The 17,502-nt window shown below is 47.1% G+C and carries 13 protein-coding genes, 14 tRNA genes and 2 rRNA genes; 2 read left to right on the top strand and 27 right to left on the bottom strand.

The window, feature by feature from the left end:
• Positions 1 to 36: 36 nt before the first annotated feature.
• Positions 37 to 1,764 (bottom strand): phospho-sugar mutase, encoded by a 1,728-nt coding sequence (locus tag KNO91_RS00145; protein ID WP_214794551.1) that lies wholly within the window; start codon positions 1,762 to 1,764, stop codon positions 37 to 39.
• 100 nt (positions 1,765 to 1,864) lie between these two features.
• Here KNO91_RS00145 and KNO91_RS00140 point away from each other — a divergent pair, with 100 nt between their 5' ends.
• A complete protein-coding gene (locus KNO91_RS00140; protein WP_214815509.1) occupies positions 1,865 to 2,680 on the top strand; it encodes a sulfurtransferase in 816 nt (271 codons plus the stop codon).
• 52 nt (positions 2,681 to 2,732) lie between these two features.
• On the opposite strand, the gene KNO91_RS00135 is transcribed toward KNO91_RS00140, so the two are convergent.
• Genes KNO91_RS00135 through KNO91_RS00120 form a run of 4 tightly spaced genes read right to left on the bottom strand, consistent with a single transcriptional unit; the run spans position 2,733 to position 8,921 of the window.
• On the bottom strand, positions 2,733 to 5,165 hold the full coding sequence (locus tag KNO91_RS00135; protein WP_214815506.1) for a glycogen/starch/alpha-glucan phosphorylase: 2,433 nt from the start codon (positions 5,163 to 5,165) through the stop codon (positions 2,733 to 2,735).
• Positions 5,166 to 5,187: 22 nt separating this feature from the next.
• Positions 5,188 to 6,621, bottom strand: coding sequence for a glycogen synthase GlgA (gene glgA / locus KNO91_RS00130; RefSeq protein ID WP_214815503.1), 1,434 nt, complete (start codon positions 6,619 to 6,621; stop codon positions 5,188 to 5,190).
• A gap of 10 nt (positions 6,622 to 6,631) precedes the next feature.
• Positions 6,632 to 7,834, bottom strand: coding sequence for a glucose-1-phosphate adenylyltransferase subunit GlgD (gene glgD / locus KNO91_RS00125; protein WP_371816621.1), 1,203 nt, complete (start codon positions 7,832 to 7,834; stop codon positions 6,632 to 6,634).
• A complete protein-coding gene (locus KNO91_RS00120) occupies positions 7,767 to 8,921 on the bottom strand; it encodes a glucose-1-phosphate adenylyltransferase (RefSeq protein ID WP_214789737.1) in 1,155 nt (384 codons plus the stop codon). The genes glgD and KNO91_RS00120 overlap by 68 nt, the downstream gene beginning before the upstream one ends.
• A gap of 154 nt (positions 8,922 to 9,075) precedes the next feature.
• On the opposite strand from KNO91_RS00120, the gene KNO91_RS00115 reads away from it, so the two are divergent.
• A complete protein-coding gene (locus KNO91_RS00115) occupies positions 9,076 to 10,866 on the top strand; it encodes a transglycosylase domain-containing protein (protein WP_214815500.1) in 1,791 nt (596 codons plus the stop codon).
• A 47-nt stretch (positions 10,867 to 10,913) separates the two neighbouring features.
• On the opposite strand, the gene KNO91_RS00110 is transcribed toward KNO91_RS00115, so the two are convergent.
• The 22 genes from KNO91_RS00110 to KNO91_RS00005 all read right to left on the bottom strand — a co-directional run.
• On the bottom strand, positions 10,914 to 11,789 hold the full coding sequence (locus KNO91_RS00110) for a hypothetical protein (RefSeq protein WP_214815497.1): 876 nt from the start codon (positions 11,787 to 11,789) through the stop codon (positions 10,914 to 10,916).
• Complete coding sequence (locus KNO91_RS00105) at positions 11,786 to 12,343, bottom strand: DUF5366 family protein (protein ID WP_074032604.1); 558 nt, start codon at positions 12,341 to 12,343, stop codon at positions 11,786 to 11,788. Before KNO91_RS00105 ends, KNO91_RS00110 begins: the two co-directional genes overlap by 4 nt.
• Positions 12,344 to 12,572: 229 nt before the next feature.
• The gene (gene trmL, locus KNO91_RS00100) at positions 12,573 to 13,046 is read right to left on the bottom strand and encodes a tRNA (uridine(34)/cytosine(34)/5-carboxymethylaminomethyluridine(34)-2'-O)-methyltransferase TrmL (RefSeq protein ID WP_026826698.1); all 474 of its coding nucleotides are present in this window, start codon (positions 13,044 to 13,046) and stop codon (positions 12,573 to 12,575) included.
• Positions 13,047 to 13,058: 12 nt separating this feature from the next.
• Positions 13,059 to 13,499, bottom strand: coding sequence for a methylated-DNA--[protein]-cysteine S-methyltransferase (locus tag KNO91_RS00095; protein ID WP_214815494.1), 441 nt, complete (start codon positions 13,497 to 13,499; stop codon positions 13,059 to 13,061).
• Positions 13,480 to 14,628, bottom strand: a complete 1,149-nt coding sequence (gene queG, locus KNO91_RS00090; protein WP_214815492.1) for a tRNA epoxyqueuosine(34) reductase QueG — start codon at positions 14,626 to 14,628, stop codon at positions 13,480 to 13,482. The genes KNO91_RS00095 and queG overlap by 20 nt, the downstream gene beginning before the upstream one ends.
• A 67-nt stretch (positions 14,629 to 14,695) precedes the next feature.
• A tRNA-Gly gene (locus KNO91_RS00085) sits at positions 14,696 to 14,766 on the bottom strand.
• Positions 14,767 to 14,888: 122 nt separating this feature from the next.
• Positions 14,889 to 15,956, bottom strand: a complete 1,068-nt coding sequence (locus KNO91_RS00080) for a DUF2332 domain-containing protein (protein WP_371816620.1) — start codon at positions 15,954 to 15,956, stop codon at positions 14,889 to 14,891.
• A 96-nt stretch (positions 15,957 to 16,052) separates the two neighbouring features.
• Positions 16,053 to 16,133 (bottom strand) — tRNA-Leu (locus KNO91_RS00075).
• A gap of 9 nt (positions 16,134 to 16,142) precedes the next feature.
• Positions 16,143 to 16,216: transfer RNA gene (locus KNO91_RS00070), tRNA-Cys, on the bottom strand.
• 10 nt (positions 16,217 to 16,226) lie between these two features.
• Positions 16,227 to 16,301 (bottom strand) — tRNA-Gly (locus KNO91_RS00065).
• Between the two features lie 4 nt (positions 16,302 to 16,305).
• Positions 16,306 to 16,380, bottom strand: a tRNA-Gln gene (locus tag KNO91_RS00060).
• Between the two features lie 7 nt (positions 16,381 to 16,387).
• Positions 16,388 to 16,463: transfer RNA gene (locus tag KNO91_RS00055), tRNA-His, on the bottom strand.
• Between the two features lie 17 nt (positions 16,464 to 16,480).
• Positions 16,481 to 16,551: transfer RNA gene (locus tag KNO91_RS00050), tRNA-Trp, on the bottom strand.
• Between the two features lie 3 nt (positions 16,552 to 16,554).
• Positions 16,555 to 16,638 (bottom strand) — tRNA-Tyr (locus KNO91_RS00045).
• Between the two features lie 5 nt (positions 16,639 to 16,643).
• Positions 16,644 to 16,719 (bottom strand) — tRNA-Phe (locus KNO91_RS00040).
• 31 nt (positions 16,720 to 16,750) lie between these two features.
• Positions 16,751 to 16,826: transfer RNA gene (locus KNO91_RS00035), tRNA-Asp, on the bottom strand.
• 9 nt (positions 16,827 to 16,835) lie between these two features.
• A tRNA-Met gene (locus KNO91_RS00030) sits at positions 16,836 to 16,909 on the bottom strand.
• 16 nt (positions 16,910 to 16,925) lie between these two features.
• Positions 16,926 to 17,000, bottom strand: a tRNA-Glu gene (locus KNO91_RS00025).
• A 20-nt stretch (positions 17,001 to 17,020) separates the two neighbouring features.
• Positions 17,021 to 17,111, bottom strand: a tRNA-Ser gene (locus tag KNO91_RS00020).
• An 11-nt stretch (positions 17,112 to 17,122) separates the two neighbouring features.
• Positions 17,123 to 17,197: transfer RNA gene (locus KNO91_RS00015), tRNA-Asn, on the bottom strand.
• 8 nt (positions 17,198 to 17,205) lie between these two features.
• Positions 17,206 to 17,322: ribosomal RNA gene (rrf, locus tag KNO91_RS00010) — 5S ribosomal RNA — on the bottom strand.
• 96 nt (positions 17,323 to 17,418) lie between these two features.
• Positions 17,419 to 17,502, bottom strand: a 23S ribosomal RNA gene (locus tag KNO91_RS00005); the annotation flags it as partial.

Here is a 17,502-nt window from a genome sequence, read left to right as displayed (position 1 = left end):
AAAAACATCACCCTATCGCTAGAGTGATGTCTCCCATCAGTCGATGGCTTTTGCCTGTTTCATGACGTCTGCTTCAATCGCTTCACGTTTCGCCGTCGTCTTCTCGGCGCGATCCGCGTGTACACTAAAGTAAAACTTGATTTTCGGCTCTGTACCAGATGGGCGAAGGCAGAACCAAGACCCGTCCGCAAAGACGAATTTTAAGACGTTCGATGAAGGCAACTCGATGGCTTCAGACGTATTTGTCCGTAAGTCAGTTGCCACTTGCTTCTTATAGTCTTCGAAACGAACGACTTCATACCCACCGACTTCTTTTGGTGGATTGGCACGGAACGCTTCCATCATTCGCCCGATTTGTTCGAGACCTGCTTTCCCTTTTAGCGTCATCGACTGTAATGACTCTTCATAGAAGCCGTACTTCTCATAAATCGATTGCAACGCATCGTAGAGCGTCCGGCCGTTTTGCTTATGGTAGGCCGCCATCTCTGCTGCGAGTAAACAAGCTTGGACAGCATCTTTGTCGCGACAGAAGTCGCCAATCAAATAGCCGTAGCTTTCTTCATAGCCAAAGAGGAATTCATATTCACCTGACTCCTCATATTGTTTGATTTTCTCGCCGATGAATTTGAATCCCGTCAACGTGTTCTCAAGGTGTACGCCATAAGCTTTCGCGATCGCGGCACCGAGTTCTGACGTGACGATCGTCTTAGCGACGAAGCCGTTCGATGGGAGTGTTCCCGTCTCGCTCTTTTGTGAGAGGATATATTCCATTAAGAGCGCACCCGTCTGGTTCCCAGTCAAGACGAACCATTCCCCGTCACGCCCGCGTACCGTCAAGCCGACACGGTCCGCATCCGGATCGGTCGCCATGAGTAAATCGGCCCCGACACGATCTCCGTATTCCATCGCTAGTTTAAATGCAGCCTTTTCCTCCGGGTTCGGATAGCTGACGGTCGGGAAGGCACCGTCTGGTTCTGCCTGCTCTTCTACAATCGTCACATGGTTAAACCCATATGCTTTCAATCCTTCCATGACCGGACGGCGTCCCGTTCCGTGGAGCGGCGAATAGACGATTTGAAGGGGGCTATCCTGTATGTCACGATGAATCCGAATCGACTGGAGTGCTTCCATATAAGCTTCATCGACGGATGGATCGACTGTGACGAGAAGCCCCGTTTGGCGAAGCGCCGCCTCATCTTCAATCTCGATCTTCAACTCATCTTCAATCGCATTGACGTAACTGACGAGTTCATCCGCTTCCGCTGGTGGAAGTTGCCCACCGTCTGCTCCATAAACTTTGAACCCGTTATATTCTGGCGGGTTGTGACTCGCTGTGATGACAATGCCACCGAACGCATTCAAATGACGTACGGCAAACGAGAGTTCGGGTGTAGCGCGCAAACTTGGGAACAAGTACGTCTTGATTCCGTTTGACGCAAGCGTCCGCGCCGCCTCCAAAGCAAACTCAGGTGAAAAATGACGAGAGTCATGGGCGATCACGACACCATGACGTTTCGCCTCTTCTCCTGAAGCAGCGATAAAGTCTGCAAAGCCTTGTGATGCCTTTCGAATCGTATACACGTTCATTCGGTTCGCACCTGGTCCGATTTCTCCGCGCATCCCGCCTGTCCCGAATTCAAGCGTCTTATAAAATGCATCTTCTAACGTCGTCTCATCCTTTGCGAGCTCATCAAGTTCCGCACGTAAATGCGGTGCTAGCCCTTCAAATTGATTCCAACGGTCATATGTTTGTTGCCATGTCATGATTCATTCCCCTTTCACCCTCAAAAAATTCAATCGAAGTACTCGCCAATTGCTTCCATCTTGTATACGATGAGAGTAACGAAACCTCGAGGTGATATTAATGTTTCCAACAATGCGTGCCCAAGAATTAAAACAAATCGTGCATACGAACTCGATTCGTTTCATCGATTGCCGATATTCACTTAACGACGCGTCCTATGGTAAATATGTCTACCGAAAGGGACACCTTCCGAACGCTGTCTTTCTCGACTTGATGGAAGACTTGTCCGGTCCGCTCGGCGAACATGGTGGACGTCACCCGCTTCCTTCAAAAGAAGCATGGACGGGAACGCTCCGCCGCATCGGCCTTAATAAAGAAGACTTGGTCATCATTTATGATGACGGCTTCCCATTTGCAGCTCGTGCATGGTGGCTCTTCAAATGGGCCGGTCACGAACGGGTCGTTGTCTTAGAAGGCGGCATCCAATCTGGCATCACCTATTGTGGTGAGACTACGACGGACGTCCCAGACTATCCAGCAAGTGACTATACACCAGACTTCCGAGACGACATGATCGCGACACTCGAAGAGGTGAAAGCTGCCACGAGCGGCTCCCTCTATGATTCACGAACAGAAGACCGCTTCAACGGGTCACATGAACCGATTGACAAAAAGGCAGGTCATATCCCGAACGCGTTGCTCTGTTCTTATGCCGAGGCCATCACGGAGCTCGGTACATTAGAGGACTTTCACGATTTAAAAGAACTCTATAAAGACGTTCTTTCTGTCGAAAATCCAATCTTTTATTGCGGTAGTGGTGTGACCGCCTGTGTCAATATTCTGGCGCTACACGCCCTCGGTAAAGACGATGTTCGACTCTATCCAGGATCCTATTCTGACTGGATCAGCTATCCAGAAAACGAGGTCCACCCGTGACGGGTGGATCGTTTTTATTTTACATCGATTTTAATGTTATTCCAAAAAATCTTTATTTAACGCTCGTCGGTTTGATATTCCAGACCGCATTCGCATATTCCGTGATGGTCCGGTCACTTGAAAAGATCCCCGATTTTGCCGTGTTGACGATTGAGCTCTCTGCCCAACGCGAACGATCGCTGAATACTTCATCGACACGTCGCTGTGCTCGCATATAGGAGACGAAGTCTTTCAATACGAGGAAGTCATCGTTATAGACGAGAAGTGAATCGAAAATCGACTGGAACTGATATTCGCCCACCTTATCGAACGTCCCATTGACGAGACCGTCAACCACATCTTTGATTTCTTGATGAGCGTGATAAATCTCCGCCGCATGATATCCCCCGAATTTTTTATAGTTCATGACTTCTTGTGGGGATAACCCAAAAATAAAGATATGATCGTCTCCGACCGCGTCACGAATCTCGATATTGGCCCCATCTAGCGTACCGATCGTCAACGCACCGTTCATCATGAATTTCATGTTGCCGGTACCTGATGCCTCGTAGCTCGCCGTCGAGATTTGTTCGCTCAAGTCAGACCCTGGGAAAATACGTTCAGCCATCGAGACACGATAGTTCTCGAGGAAGATGACTTTGATGAATTGGCTCGCCCGCTTATCTTTATTGATTAAAGTAGCAAGCGCATTGATATAGCGAATGATTTCTTTCGCATAATGGTACCCCGGTGCCGCCTTCGCACCAAAAATAAACGTACGCGGGACCATCGTAAACGTCGGATCCGATTGAATCTTCAAGTAAAGTGCATGGATATGAAGAGCGTTTAAAAGCTGACGCTTATAGGCGTGGAGACGTTTGACTTGAACGTCAAAAATTGAGTGTGGGTCAACGGTTTCTCCCGTCTCTTCCTGAATGTAAGCAGCCAAATCAAATTTGTTCTGTTGTTTCACATCCATCACAATCTCTTGGAAACTCTTATCTTTCGAGACACCCATCAACTTCTCCAAATCGTTCGGATGCTCAATCCATGACGGACCAATCGCCTCCGTAATCGCATCAGACAATCGTGGATTCGACTTCAAGAGCCAACGTCGATGTGTGATTCCGTTCGTCTTGTTGTTGAAGCGAAGCGGGAACATCTCATATAAATAACGCATCTCACGCTGTTTCAAGATATCGGTATGAATCTGGGCAACCCCGTTCGTGGAATGCGAGCCAACGACGGCTAGGTTCGCCATATTGATGTGTTCATTCGACACGATTGCGATTTCACCCATATGTGATTCAAGATGAGGATAGTTGACTAATACGTCCCGACAGAAGCGTCGATTAATCTCTTCGATAATCTGATACACACGTGGTAATAGTCGTTGATACATCTCGACCGGCCATTTCTCTAACGCTTCAGCGAGGAGCGTATGGTTCGTGAACGACATGACGCTCTTCGTGATGCGCCACGCCTCATCCCAACCATATCCATGCTCATCCATCAAGATTCGCATCAGTTCAGGGATTGCGACAACCGGGTGCGTATCGTTGATATGGATGGCATAATGGTCCCCTAATTGTTTGAGGGATTTATTCCGTTTCATATAAGAAGCGAGCAGCGATTGAATACCTGCCGACACAAAGAAGTACTGTTGTTTTAAGCGCAGCACTTTTCCTTCATACGTTGTATCGTCTGGATATAAAAATTCCGAAATGGTCGCAATCGACTGTTTATGTCGCAACAAGTCTTTATACGTCCCTTTCGTTTTCTCCAAATACGCCTCATCGTCAAGTGGTGATTCGGCATTCCAAAGACGTAACGTATTCACGACGTCATTTTGATAGCCGATGATGGGCATGTCGTACGGCACTGCTCTCACGACTTCGTCTGGATGATGGACGACGCGCAACCGATCACCGATTTGCTTCATCTCAATCCATCCGCCGAAGTTGATGTCGACAGCTTTATCCTGACGTCTCGTCTCCCACATGTTCCCGTCACGTAGCCAGTTGTCCGGCAACTCGACTTGATACCCATCGACAATCTTTTGTTTGAAAAGCCCATACCGGTAACGAATCCCGTTCCCGTGACCAGGCAAACTGAGCGCGGCCAATGAATCGAGGAAGCAGGCTGCTAGGCGACCAAGACCTCCATTTCCAAGTCCCGGTTCTGGTTCTAGCTCTGTGATCTCCGTAAAGTCATATCCGAGGTCCTCGAGTCCTTCTTTGACGAGCTCTAACACGTCTAGACTCAACAAGTTGTTGTACAGGAAACGACCTAATAAAAACTCAAGCGAGAAGTAGATGACTTGCTTGCTATGTTTTTCTTCTTGACGGTCGCGCGTATGAATCCATTTTGGCATGGCCTGTTCGCGCACCATCGTTGCCAAGGTTTGATACACTTCCTGCTCTGTCCCATCTTCGATCGACTTCCCATTCAATGCGATGAATCGTTCTTTAAACGCGTCGACAAAGCTCTGTTTATCTGTGAACATAAATCAAGTTAGCTCCTTCCACTCATGCGAATAAATGATATAACTCACGATATTGCTTGGCGGATTGTTTCCAGCTAAAGTCCGCGGTCATCGCCTGATGGACGAGTGCATGCCAATTTTCTTTCTCATAGAAGACACGAATCGCTTTTTCGATTGTTGCCAACATTTCGTGAGCATTATAGTTCATAAACCCGAATCCGGTCCCTTCTTGTGTGAACTCGTTATACGGCTTCACCGTGTCACGAAGTCCACCCGTTTCACGGACAATCGGTAACGTCCCATAGCGCATCGAAATCAATTGGCTGAGTCCACAAGGTTCAAAACGTGACGGCATTAAAAAAGCATCCGATCCAGCGTAAATCAAGTGTGCGAGTTCGATGTCAAAACCGATATATGAGCCCACTTTCCCTGGATGTGCTGCTGTCATCTCGTGAACGATTCCTTCATATTCTGGCTGTCCGGAACCGAGAAATGCGAATTGGCATGGCAACTGACCGAGTTCTTCAAATACTCCGTTAATCAAATCGAGCCCTTTTTGGTCGACGAGACGGCTAACGAACCCGATGAGCATGACATCATCTCGAACCTCAAGACCGAGTCGTTCTTGTAACGCTCGCTTGTTGGCGAGTTTACCTTCTTTATACGTATCGAGGTTATACGTCTGTTCGATACGCGGATCTGTAAACGGATCATTCGTTGCCAAATCGATTCCGTTTAAAATCCCTCGGACGTCGACCGCGCGATGACGTAAGGCCCCGTCCAATCCTTCGCCGTAATACGGTTCCATGATTTCGTCTCGATATGACGGGCTGACGGTCGTAATTTGATCAGAATGCACGATTCCGGCTTTCATGTAATTGACGAGACCATTATGTTGAATGCCTTCGGCCGTAAAATGTTCAGGACCGAACTGTAACAGTTCGCCGAGAATCTCTTCTGGGAAAATCCCTTGGTATTGCAGGTTATGGATGGTATAGACTGTGCGAATGCGTTGATACGCTTCAATATGTTGATAATGAATTCGTAAGAAGGCCGGTAAAATCCCTGTCTGCCAGTCATGGCAATGAAGGACATCAGGTACATCTTCCATCTTCCCAATCATTTCGAGAACCGCCCGTGAAAAGAAGGCAAAGCGTTCCGCATCATCAAAGTGTCCATATAAGACACCGTCACGTTTAAAGTAATACTCGTTATCGATGAAATAATACGTGATGCCATCTCGCTCTAATTTCAAGACCGCACCGAATTGCTTCCGCCAACCGACCGGAACGATCAGGTCGAACAAATATTCCATCTCGTCCACATATTCGTCAGCAATCGAGCCATATTTCGGCATGACGACGCTCACTTCTTCTCCTAAATCCGCCACCGCTTGAGGGAGCGAACCGACAACGTCGGCGAGCCCCCCCGTTTTCATGAACGGTGCCGCTTCTGAAGCAACATACCAAATTTTCATAAAATCCTCCTCACACCACTGTTCGTTTTGCGATGACAATCGGCTCGTCGATTGTACCTCGGATGACCTGTCCTCGTTTTACGACGACTTCCTTATCCAGGATTGCGTTTTCGACGACAGCACCTTCTTCAATGATCGACTTCGACGAGATGATTGAGTTTTTCACGCGGGCGTGCTTACTCACTTGAACACCACGGAAGAGAATACTGTTTTGAACTTCACCATGAATCTTACACCCGTTCGCGACGAGCGCTTCGTTCACTTTTGACCCTTTCAAATAACGAGTCGGTGGCTCATGCTTGATTTTCGTATAGATGTGCGGGAAGTCATAAATGATTCCTTCCCCACGAAGCAATCGCATACTTTCGTTATAGTACGAAAGCACCGAGTGGATGACCTGCATTTTTCCGACATAATGGTAGCCGTGTACATGCAAACGGTGGAGCTGCGGGCGAATGACACCGTCTAATAAATCGTATTCTCCTTTAGACGTCGCTTCGTCGACGAGACGCATAAAGAGATTTTTCGACATGATGATCGTTTCTGTATAAGCGTATTCATCATCTGGTGAAAAGCCGCGTTCTGACACGCCAACGACGCGATCATTCTCGCCGAGGCGGATTGGACGACAGTAGCCGCATTTCTGCTCATGCGTCGTATAGGCAAGCGTAATGTCCGCGCCCATCGACTTGTGATGCTCAAGCATGTCGTTATAGTCAATCGTCGTCAACACGTTCGAGCCGGTAATGACAACATACGGCTGCTTGCTGCGAATGAAATGTTCTCGGTGCATCGAGAAGTTGGCTAAGTCACCAAGATACGCTTCCCCGTCCGGCTTTAAGGCAGGTGGGAAAATGTGAAGTCCGCCTTGTGAACGGTCCAAATCCCATTCTTTCCCCGAGCCGAGATGGTCCATCAATGAGCGGTACTTGTCTAACGTGAAAATCCCGACTTGACTGATGTTTTGTGTGATCATATTCGTCAACGTGAAATCAATCAGACGATAGCGCCCCGAGAATGGAACCGCTGCTAAATTACGATGACCTGTGAATTCTGGAAACAGACCTTGCTCCGTTCCTAAGTTAATGACCCCTAATAAATCGTTCGTCAACAGTAACGCCTCCTTGCGTCGATCTTTACTCGTTTCAAACTCTTTGTTTGAAGACGGTTCCGCTTTCAATGTTTTCGTGTGGTTCAATAACAACGATTTCACCACCCGGCTCACCGACTGTCGCGCCGTCTTCAATGACTGCACAGCTTGCGACAATGGCTCTGTGAATTGTTACATCTTTTCCGATTCTAGCTCCCGGCATGATGACCGAGTCTTTCACGAGCGATCCTTCTCCGACACGAACGTCATAGAACAAGACCGAATGTTGAACTTCCCCTTCGATATGACACCCTTCATTAATCACAGACTGCTCGACGCAGGCATCTTTACCGATATATTGTGGTGTCTGATTCGGATTGACCGAATAAATTTTCCAGTTCGGATCATACAAATCAAATGGTGGTTCTTCTTCTAACAGATCCATATTTGCTTCCCAAAGCGATTGAATGGTTCCGACGTCTTTCCAATATCCTTTGAATTTATAAGCGAAAACATCAAGTCCTTGGAGAAGTGTGTTTGGAATGATGTTCTTCCCGAAGTCAAAGCTTGACGTCTCATCCTCCGCATCTTTAATCAAATGCTCACGCAAGACACTCCAGTTGAAGATATAAATCCCCATCGATGCCAAGTTGCTCTTCGGCTCTTCAGGTTTCTCTTCGAACTCATTGATGCGTAGGTCATCCGCCGTATTCAGAATCCCAAAACGTGACGCTTCGTCCCACGGTACTTCCATTACGGAGATTGTCACATCAGCTTGTCTTTCTTTATGGGCTTCGAGCATCTTCTCGTAGTCCATCTTGTAGATGTGGTCTCCTGACAGGATCAAGACATAATCTGGCTCATAAGCGTCGATATAGCTCAAGTTACGATAAATCGCATTCGCTGTCCCTTCGTACCAATTTTTCCCCGACTGTGCTTGGTAAGGTGGAAGGATCGCTAATCCCCCATTGCGACGATCTAAATCCCATGCCGTCCCGATTCCTAAGTAACGATTCAATTCAAGTGGCTCGTATTGCGTCAACACCCCGACTGTTGTAATTCCAGAGTTCGTGCAGTTTGACAATGGGAAATCGATAATGCGGTACTTTCCGCCAAAATGAACGGCAGGTTTCGCCGTTTTTCGCGTGAGAGGCCCCAATCGTTTTCCTTCTCCTCCCGCAAGGAGCATTGCAACCATTTCTTGCTTCATAAATAATAAGCCTCCTCAAAATCGTAATATACAACCTCTTTTACCCTTTTTCGCTCTTTCCTAAAGTATTCCTTCTCGAATTATTATATGATAACGTTTACATTTTTATTTTTTTGTAAATTTGACGATATAATGAATAGAAAGAGGTGAAACGATGAGAGCTTGGATTGGAACCTTATTTTTTGCGGGGCTATTAGCGACTTCTTTGACACTCGCAAATGCATTGAAAGAAGAGATCAAAAAGACTGATGAAATCTTATCTTGGGGACAAGAGCTGGTGTCAGCCCAACCACTCTCGTCGAAACATGCCATCACGCTCGCTTACAATGGCGGCGAACAGCAAATTTACTTGGCAGGACGCAGAAATGATGTCTCACCCAAGGCATTGCCCGAACACATTCAAGAAGCCATTATGATCATCGAAGACCGAAAATTCAACGCCCACCCCGGCTACGATTTGAGCGGGATTGCCAGGGCATTTATAAATAACGCAAATGAGACATCTGTTCAAGGTGGAAGCACCATCACCCAACAGCTCGCACGAAATGTTTACCTTACTCATGAACGGACATATGAGCGTAAAGTAAAGGAATTATTGATCGCACGAGCGCTTGAAGAAAACTATAGCAAGAAAGAAATATTAACCGCTTATAGCAATGTTATTTTCTTTGGACATAATGTATATGGAATTCAATCTGCGGCCGATACATACTTTTCGAGACCGCTCGCCGATCTTAACTGGAATCAACTCGCCTACTTATTGACGGTACCGAATAACCCGTCACTCTATGACCCGCTTAATCCTTCAGATGCATACTTCGAACGAAAAGATCGGATTTTGACACAACTATTTGAAGCAGGTGTCATCTCAAAGAGTGCCTATGACCAATATCATGGTGTGAACCTAGAGGCTTCTTACCGAAGTCAAACGATTCAATATCCGGATTATATGGATACGGTCGTCCGCGAGGCGATTCAGTTAGTCCGTTCACGGTATGACTTGGATGACGCCGAAGCCAGAGACTATTTATCGACGCATGAAGCGACGATCGAGACATACTTATCGACAGCCAAACAGACGAAAGCAAAAGCCGTGATGAGTCAACTTCCATCCGGGTTGAACGGAGGATATACAGAACTGACACCTCAAGGACGAATTGTGGCGATGGTCGATTCAGAAATGACACAAGTCGGTGAATTTAACCGAGCGACTCAAGCCTATCGTCAACCGGGTTCCGCGATCAAACCGATTCTCGTGTTCGCCCCGTTCATCGAAGAGACTAAGGCAACGCTTGATACAGTTCTCGATGGTCGACCGACATGTTACGGTTCCTACTGTCCTGGGAACAGTCACGACCGTGTGTTAGGCGATGTGTTATTGAAAGATGCGGTAGCCTACTCCTACAACACACCAGCCTTGGCGGCTTTTTCGGCACTCGATCAGCGACGCGCCTACGAGACGGCTGACATGATGTTCAGTCAATGGGATGATGAACAGGATGAAAACTTGGCGAGCGCTCTCGGTGGCCTCACGCAAGGGGTCTCTCCGAAAGAACTCGCGGCAGCCTACACACCGTTCTTAAACAAAGGCGTCTATACATCCGGTCATACGATTAAACAAATCACATTCAAATCTGGTGAGCCCGCACTGACGCCTATTTTGAAAGAAGAGGCAGTCTGGTCTCCCGATACCATGAACGTGATGAAGAAGGCTTTAACGACCGTCACGACATACGGAACGGGACGTTACGCGAGTAAAGTGAAACGTGATTACGAATACCTTGGAGGAAAGACAGGCACGACGAATGACAATAAAGATATGTGGTACGTCGGATTAACAGATCAAACCATCACGGCGATTTGGCTTGGGGCCGACACGCCTCGACCGTTCCCCGAACTTGCCAACCGTGCTTACCCGGCAATCGTCTGGACGGAGGCACATTGATTAAAAAGAGTCAGCCGAATTTTATCAGCTGACTCTTTTTTGATGACTCACACTCTGCGTTCGATTCGCATATGATAATTTCCCCAGTGTTTCAATAATTCATCGTGATTTATGAGTTTCCATGGGTTAAAACGAACTTGACCGTGCTTGTTGAAATATAGGTTTTCTCGAACACAGTAGCTGGCGTGAACAAGTTGCTCTTGTTCGTTCCAAAAAGTAAGGACGTCACCTGCTTCCGGAACAGTATCCGTTACCGTTTCAAAACCGCTCTGCTGAATCGTCTGAAGAAATGTCTCTGGATGAATCCACTGGTGAATCATCCATTCGCTTTGTGTGGCTGCATATAACGTCGCCGCCAGACAATTACTCCCTTCAAGTATCGGAAATGTATTCGCATATGTAACGAGATGTGCTGGTGTCCGTTCATCACATCGTTCCCCTTCCCATGCATCCCATTCTTTCGCATAACTAAATACAAGAGAATGACGCATGTTCAATGAAAGTTCATTCCAGTTCGACTCGTGTAAGACGATGAAAGATTGCCCATCCTTCTCCACGATTGCGTCATCTGATACCTCATTCCGCTGCTCAACGGCAAGAGGTAAAACAAGCCCACGATTCGCCTTCACCTGATATTCAAGAAGACGGGACTTGATGTCCTGACGTAAACCATCAACCGCGTTTGACGGGGCATGGACAACATGTGTGACGCCTTCTCCCATCATCCATGTCAGATAGGCATTCGAAAGATGCGGATTTTTATAAGCGGGGTGACGGGAAAACTCTTCTCTCGGTAAAATGAGGACACTACTCGGCAAATCTTCAAAGAAAGTAGAATCGATCCAGTACAACGTTTCTTTTGGAACAAACGTCTGACACCACGCCTCTATTTCATCAAACGTCGGCTCAAATTTCTCTCTCATAAGATGATATCTCCGACAGAATTAAACAGCCGCAGAATCGACCATCCTAACCCACTGATCAATGTCGCCCACATGACACCTTGCATGAGCAACAAGCCGATTGCACGGGGAACGGACATCGATTGACTCACTTGCCAGACGTAGTAAAAGAGATACATCAATAACGTACAGACAAGGACGGCCATGACAGCAAGTAATGTATTCAGAAACAGAAAACTGATCCCAGAACCGATGAGGAAGATAATCGCTCCAGGCTTAAGTCGATGGAGTGACGTCCCGTTTGTTTCTCGCGCAAAAAAAGCGAAGCCGAGTTGATTGAACGTATCGGCGACCAGTTTGAGTGCACTAAACAACATAAAGAAGATAGTGAAGAACACGACGAGTACGAATACTTTCGTTTCTTGCACAGATAACAGTTCGATGATTTCACTATATACGCCAATTTGATTCAGCCACTGGATCACATACTCGGACGTTGCGATTGCAAGTGACATGGAAAACAAAATTATTCCGATGAGTGGGGCATAGCTCAGTAAGTACACATTCGTTTTCATGTTCCTTCTCCAATTTCACAGTAATTTCTTATATTCAGTGCAATTCTACTACCAAGTATATTATACTATTTATAGTTATGGAGATTAAAAGGGGGATTTTTGGATGGGCCTATTATTGATGGTTGGAATCAGCGTCGTCTTCCTCGCAGCGATTTTGACAGCTGGATATAACCGTAAACCTGAGGGTAACGAATAAGAGCCGGGATTCTTTACGAATCCGGCTCTTTTTTTATTTCAACCCTGCATATCCTTGTTGGCGTAGAGCCTCATATACAATGATGGCAGCTGTATTCGACACGTTCAATGAACGAACGAGGTTCGATTGTGGAAGACGGATACAACGGTCTAAGTTGTTCTCAATCACTTCCATCGGTAATCCTTTCGTTTCACGACCGAACACAAAGAAGTAGTCGCCTTCTACGTCCGAAACGTCTAAATCGCTCGGATATTGTTCTCCGTACTTCGTGATATAGAAGAACTGTCCGTCCGGATGCTTCTCCCACAATTCCTCTAACGAGTCATGATAGCGTACATCGACAAATTGCCAATAGTCTAGCCCTGCGCGCTTCAACATTTTATCGTCTGTCGAGAAACCGAGCGGACGAATCAAATGGAGGACAGAGTTTGTCGCCGCACACGTACGTGAGACGTTTCCTGTATTTGCTGGTATTTCTGGTTGAAACATTACGACATGAATCGCCATAGTTCATTTCCCTCACTTTTTCATTTCTAATTCAAGAAGACGTTGTTTTTCAGACAACCCTCCTGCAAAGCCGACAAGCTTCCCACTGCTTCCAATCACCCGATGACACGGAAATAAAATCGGTAACGGATTTCGGTTGAGCGCTTGGCCGACGGCACGAACAGCTTTCGGCCGACCGATTTGTTCTGCAATTTGTTTATATGTCCGTGTCTCACCGTATGGAATCGTCAACAATGCATCCCATACTTCCTGTTGAAATGGTGTTCCCTTCATTTCGATGTAGGTACGATCTGATTCATGGAACCCATGCTGCTCGACGCGCATCATGAGATGTTGTAACCAGTCAGGAGCTTCTTCTGACGGTTCATATGTGGTGAACTCAAGAGCTGTCAGTTTGCCTGCTGCGTTTAATTCATACGCTAACGGTCCCCATTTAGACGACACGATCTTCATGTGTCCACTCCTCTCGATAGATACGAATTTCTTCATGTACCATGTCAGAAACTTCTTTACGTTCAATTTCTTCAAAAATCGATTCGGCATCAGGACCAAGAATTGCACCGATCGCCCATACCGCAGTCGCTCGCATGTCCTCTCGTTCATCGTTTCGGATGAATTCACGTAAAATCGGAATCGCAGATGGTTCCCGGTAGTGCGCGAGCGCCAAAATTGCATTTCGCTGGATTGGTTTCTTCCCGCGCCACGCACCTGATAAATGCCCAAACTTTTGTTTAAACTCTCGGTTACTCAATGTCAAGAGCGGCTCTAACAGCGGTTTGACGACTTCTGCTTCCGGTAACAATTCTTCGTGGTGACGCCAATCCTTTTTACGATTATACGGGCAAACTTGCTGACACGTATCACATCCGTATAGTCGCCCTCCGAGTTTCGAGCGAAACTCTCGTGGCATCAACGTCTTCATCTGCGTAAGATAAGCGATGCAGCGTTTCGCATCCAGCACGCCCGGTTCAACGAGTGCTGTCGTCGGGCAGGCCGTCATACATTTATTACAGTCGCCACATCCATCTTCAATCGCTTCATCCGGCGGCAAATAAACATCTAAAATCATTTCCCCTAAATATAAGTACGATCCTTTTTCGGGTGAGATGATAGAGCAGTTTTTTCCGCTGAAGCCGATTCCGGCTCGTTCAGCGACAGCTCGGTCTACGAGTTCACCCGTGTCGACCATTGAGCGCGTACGCACTCCAGGAACCAACTCTTCAATGTACGTTTGAAGCTGCTCTAATCGATTGCCGACGGCGCGATGATAATCCAGTCCCCATGAGGCTCGGGCAAATAGCCCGCGACGCTCTCCGGAGACGCTCCGTGGCGCATCCTTCAACTTACTTGGATAAGCGATCGCAATCGCTATGATTGACTGCGCTTCTTCAAGTAAGAGCTCCGGGTTTGTACGCTTCTCTAAGTCGGGCTCTTCAAACCCAGAGGCAAACCCTTTCTCTTGCTGCCGAATGAGTCGCTGTTTCATGACGATGAACGGATCAGCCGTTGTCACTTTCAACTCGTCGATCCCGATGGTTTCGGCATACTCGAGGATTTGTTGTTTTAATGTGTATGGGTCCATTCCGTTCACCTCCTTTATATATTTTCGCATACAAAAAATCTCTCCGCCACTCGGCAGAGAGATATGAAGCGGGTGAAGAGAATCGAACTCTCGTCATCAGCTTGGAAGGCTGAGGTTTTACCATTAAACTACACCCGCATGAAATATTGTTGTCGTTCAAGCGACTACAGTTAATATACACCTATACCATTAAACTGTCAACAAGTATTCGTAAGTTTTTCTAAAATCATCGAAAAAAATATTTCGATATATCTTAATTGTTAGTTTGATGCCTGAACAAATAAGGATTCCAATGGTGTGATCACACGAAATGCCCGTCCATGCCCTTCTGTCTCAGCATACGTCAACTCCGTTAAGCGTCCTGATTGATACATGTCGACATGAAGGTAACGGTCTTGAATATTGTTATAAATATGGAAGACGTCTCGCGTTTGTCCGATCCGCCTCACTTGCTCTAATAGATTTTCTTTCACAGGACGTGGCATCTGATTCGCAACGTGCGTATGGAAGATGCACAGTGTCTCTGTTTTAGGAAGACGTGTCGTGAGTTCTTGTAATATAGACACGCCATCTCCTTCAACGAGTGTCACCTTGTCAAAATCGACTTCTTGTATGGCAGCATCGAGCATTTGACGGCGCGTTTCATGCTCCGGCCAAATTAATGCATTCATCCACGACCGTTCTGCTTCGTCCTTTAAATCAATTACATTCAAGTCTATACCGAGACGTGTACCGATATCGAGCGGAATTGTCGCCTCGAGATGGAACGGTTCTTTCGATTCAACGCTTACTGAAATATTTACAGATGAGGCATTTGTCGGATCAAGCGGAACGTCATTATACTCATAGACATACTGATCAACAAAAAGTTGGAGGCCTGCGCTTGTTCCGATTTCGAGTAAGCCGAGTGGCAACTTCGTCTGTTGTTGGATTCTCATAAAAATCGGATATAAATACGAGCAACGCTGAATCTCATTTGTTTGGACAAGTCGCGTCATGAGTCGCTTGCGAATCTCAGCTTCATATGTATGACAAAACGTCAGAAAAAAAGGAAATACATCGTCAGGTTGTTTTGGATTCTTCGTCACGCTCAGATAATACATAGCTAGTTCATCGGATTGGTGTTGAAGTACTAACTCATGAACAGCTCCAAACAACAGGTTCGGCACCGGTTGTCCATAAGGTATCTCCTCACACAGAGACAATAGCCATTCATTTTCAGCGACTTCTCTAGCTAATATCTCATACAAGCGACTTGATCCTACACATTCTTTGTCAGCAAATCGGATGAAGCGTTCTACGATCTCTTTTTGGTTGATGTTATTCACCCCTGTTTCTACACCCTAAACCATTCGATTAAAATGATCACTTACCCTGCAAATTGAACACAAAAAAGACCCTAACCTCAGTTAGAGTCATACGGATACCGGTGGTCGGAGTCGAACCGACACTCCAGAGGAACACGATTTTGAGTCGTGCGCGTCTACCAATTCCGCCACACCGGCATATTATGTTGGAGGCGCCAGTCGGAATCGAACCGACGATAGAGGAGTTGCAGTCCTCTGCCTTACCACTTGGCTATGGCGCCAAAAAGTCATTGGAGCGGAAGACGGGATTCGAACCCGCGACCCCGACCTTGGCAAGGTCGTATTCTACCACTGAACTACTTCCGCAAAATGGCTGGGCTGGAAGGGATCGAACCTTCGCATGTCGGAATCAAAATCCGATGCCTTACCACTTGGCTACAGCCCAATAATAATGGGGCGACTGAAGGGAATTGAACCCTCGAATGCCGGAATCACAATCCGGTGCGTTAACCACTTCGCCACAATCGCCATGATTAAATTAAAAACAGGGGCAGCAGGAATCGAACCCGCGCTGACGGTTTTGGAGACCGTAGTTCTACCGCTAAACTATGCCCCTAAGTGGTGGGGGGGGGCGGATTCGAACCGCCGAACCCGAGGGAGCGGATTTACAGTCCGCCGCGTTTAGCCACTTCGCTACCCCCCCACATATGGTGGCTTTGGACGGAATCGAACCGCCGACACAAGGATTTTCAGTCCTTTGCTCTACCAACTGAGCTACAAAGCCATATGTAGTCTTGATTTTTTAAAAATAAAAATGGCGGTCTCGACGGGATTCGAACCCGCGATCTCCTGCGTGACAGGCAGGCATGTTAACCCCTACACCACGAGACCGGACATTAATTGCGGGGGCCGGATTTGAACCGACGACCTTCGGGTTATGAGCCCGACGAGCTACCAGACTGCTCCACCCCGCGACGATATAAAATTAAATGGTGACCCGTACGGGATTCGAACCCGTGTTACCGCCGTGAAAGGGCGGTGTCTTAACCGCTTGACCAACGGGCCATGTTTGAATTTTGAAAAACTGGCGGAGAGCAAGGGATTCGAACCCTTGAGACGGTTTTGCCGCCTACACGAATTCCAATCGTGCTCCTTCGGCCACTCGGACAGCTCTCCAAAAGAGAAAGTGGCTCCGCAAGTAGGATTTGAACCTACGACCTACCGGTTAACAGCCGGTTGCTCTACCACTGAGCTATTGCGGAACGATCTTGCCTGGCAACGTCCTATCCTCACAGGGGGAGATCCCCCAACTACTTTCGGCGCTGAGACGCTTAACTTCCGTGTTCGGCATGGGAACGGGTGTGGCCGTCTCGCTATCGCCACCAGACAAGTATTATATTAACATTATTTATCGATAATGTCAACATATTTTAGAGAGATTGTTCTCTCAAAACTGAGGATTCATCAACACAAACCGTTAGACTAGATCAAAGCCTCGACCGATTAGTATCATTCAGCTCCACGTGTCACCACGCTTCCACCCATGACCTATCTACCTCATCGTCTC

This window comes from Exiguobacterium sp. s59, assembly GCF_018617475.1.
Lineage (GTDB): Bacteria > Bacillota > Bacilli > Exiguobacteriales > Exiguobacteriaceae > Exiguobacterium > Exiguobacterium aestuarii.
This window is presented reverse-complemented; position numbering and strand designations above follow the sequence as displayed.

Excerpts from the sequence above, each read along its gene's own strand:
- KNO91_RS00145 (WP_214794551.1), bottom strand. The coding sequence starts at position 1,764 with ATGACATGGCAACAAACATATGACCGTTGGAATCAATTTGAAGGGCTA.
- KNO91_RS00140 (WP_214815509.1), top strand. The coding sequence starts at position 1,865 with ATGTTTCCAACAATGCGTGCCCAAGAATTAAAACAAATCGTGCATACG.
- KNO91_RS00135 (WP_214815506.1), bottom strand. The coding sequence starts at position 5,165 with ATGTTCACAGATAAACAGAGCTTTGTCGACGCGTTTAAAGAACGATTC.
- glgA (WP_214815503.1), bottom strand. The coding sequence starts at position 6,621 with ATGAAAATTTGGTATGTTGCTTCAGAAGCGGCACCGTTCATGAAAACG.
- KNO91_RS00120 (WP_214789737.1), bottom strand. The coding sequence starts at position 8,921 with ATGAAGCAAGAAATGGTTGCAATGCTCCTTGCGGGAGGAGAAGGAAAA.
- KNO91_RS00115 (WP_214815500.1), top strand. The coding sequence starts at position 9,076 with ATGAGAGCTTGGATTGGAACCTTATTTTTTGCGGGGCTATTAGCGACT.
- KNO91_RS00110 (WP_214815497.1), bottom strand. The coding sequence starts at position 11,789 with ATGAGAGAGAAATTTGAGCCGACGTTTGATGAAATAGAGGCGTGGTGT.
- KNO91_RS00105 (WP_074032604.1), bottom strand. The coding sequence starts at position 12,343 with ATGAAAACGAATGTGTACTTACTGAGCTATGCCCCACTCATCGGAATA.
- trmL (WP_026826698.1), bottom strand. The coding sequence starts at position 13,046 with ATGGCGATTCATGTCGTAATGTTTCAACCAGAAATACCAGCAAATACA.
- KNO91_RS00095 (WP_214815494.1), bottom strand. The coding sequence starts at position 13,499 with ATGAAGATCGTGTCGTCTAAATGGGGACCGTTAGCGTATGAATTAAAC.
- queG (WP_214815492.1), bottom strand. The coding sequence starts at position 14,628 with ATGGACCCATACACATTAAAACAACAAATCCTCGAGTATGCCGAAACC.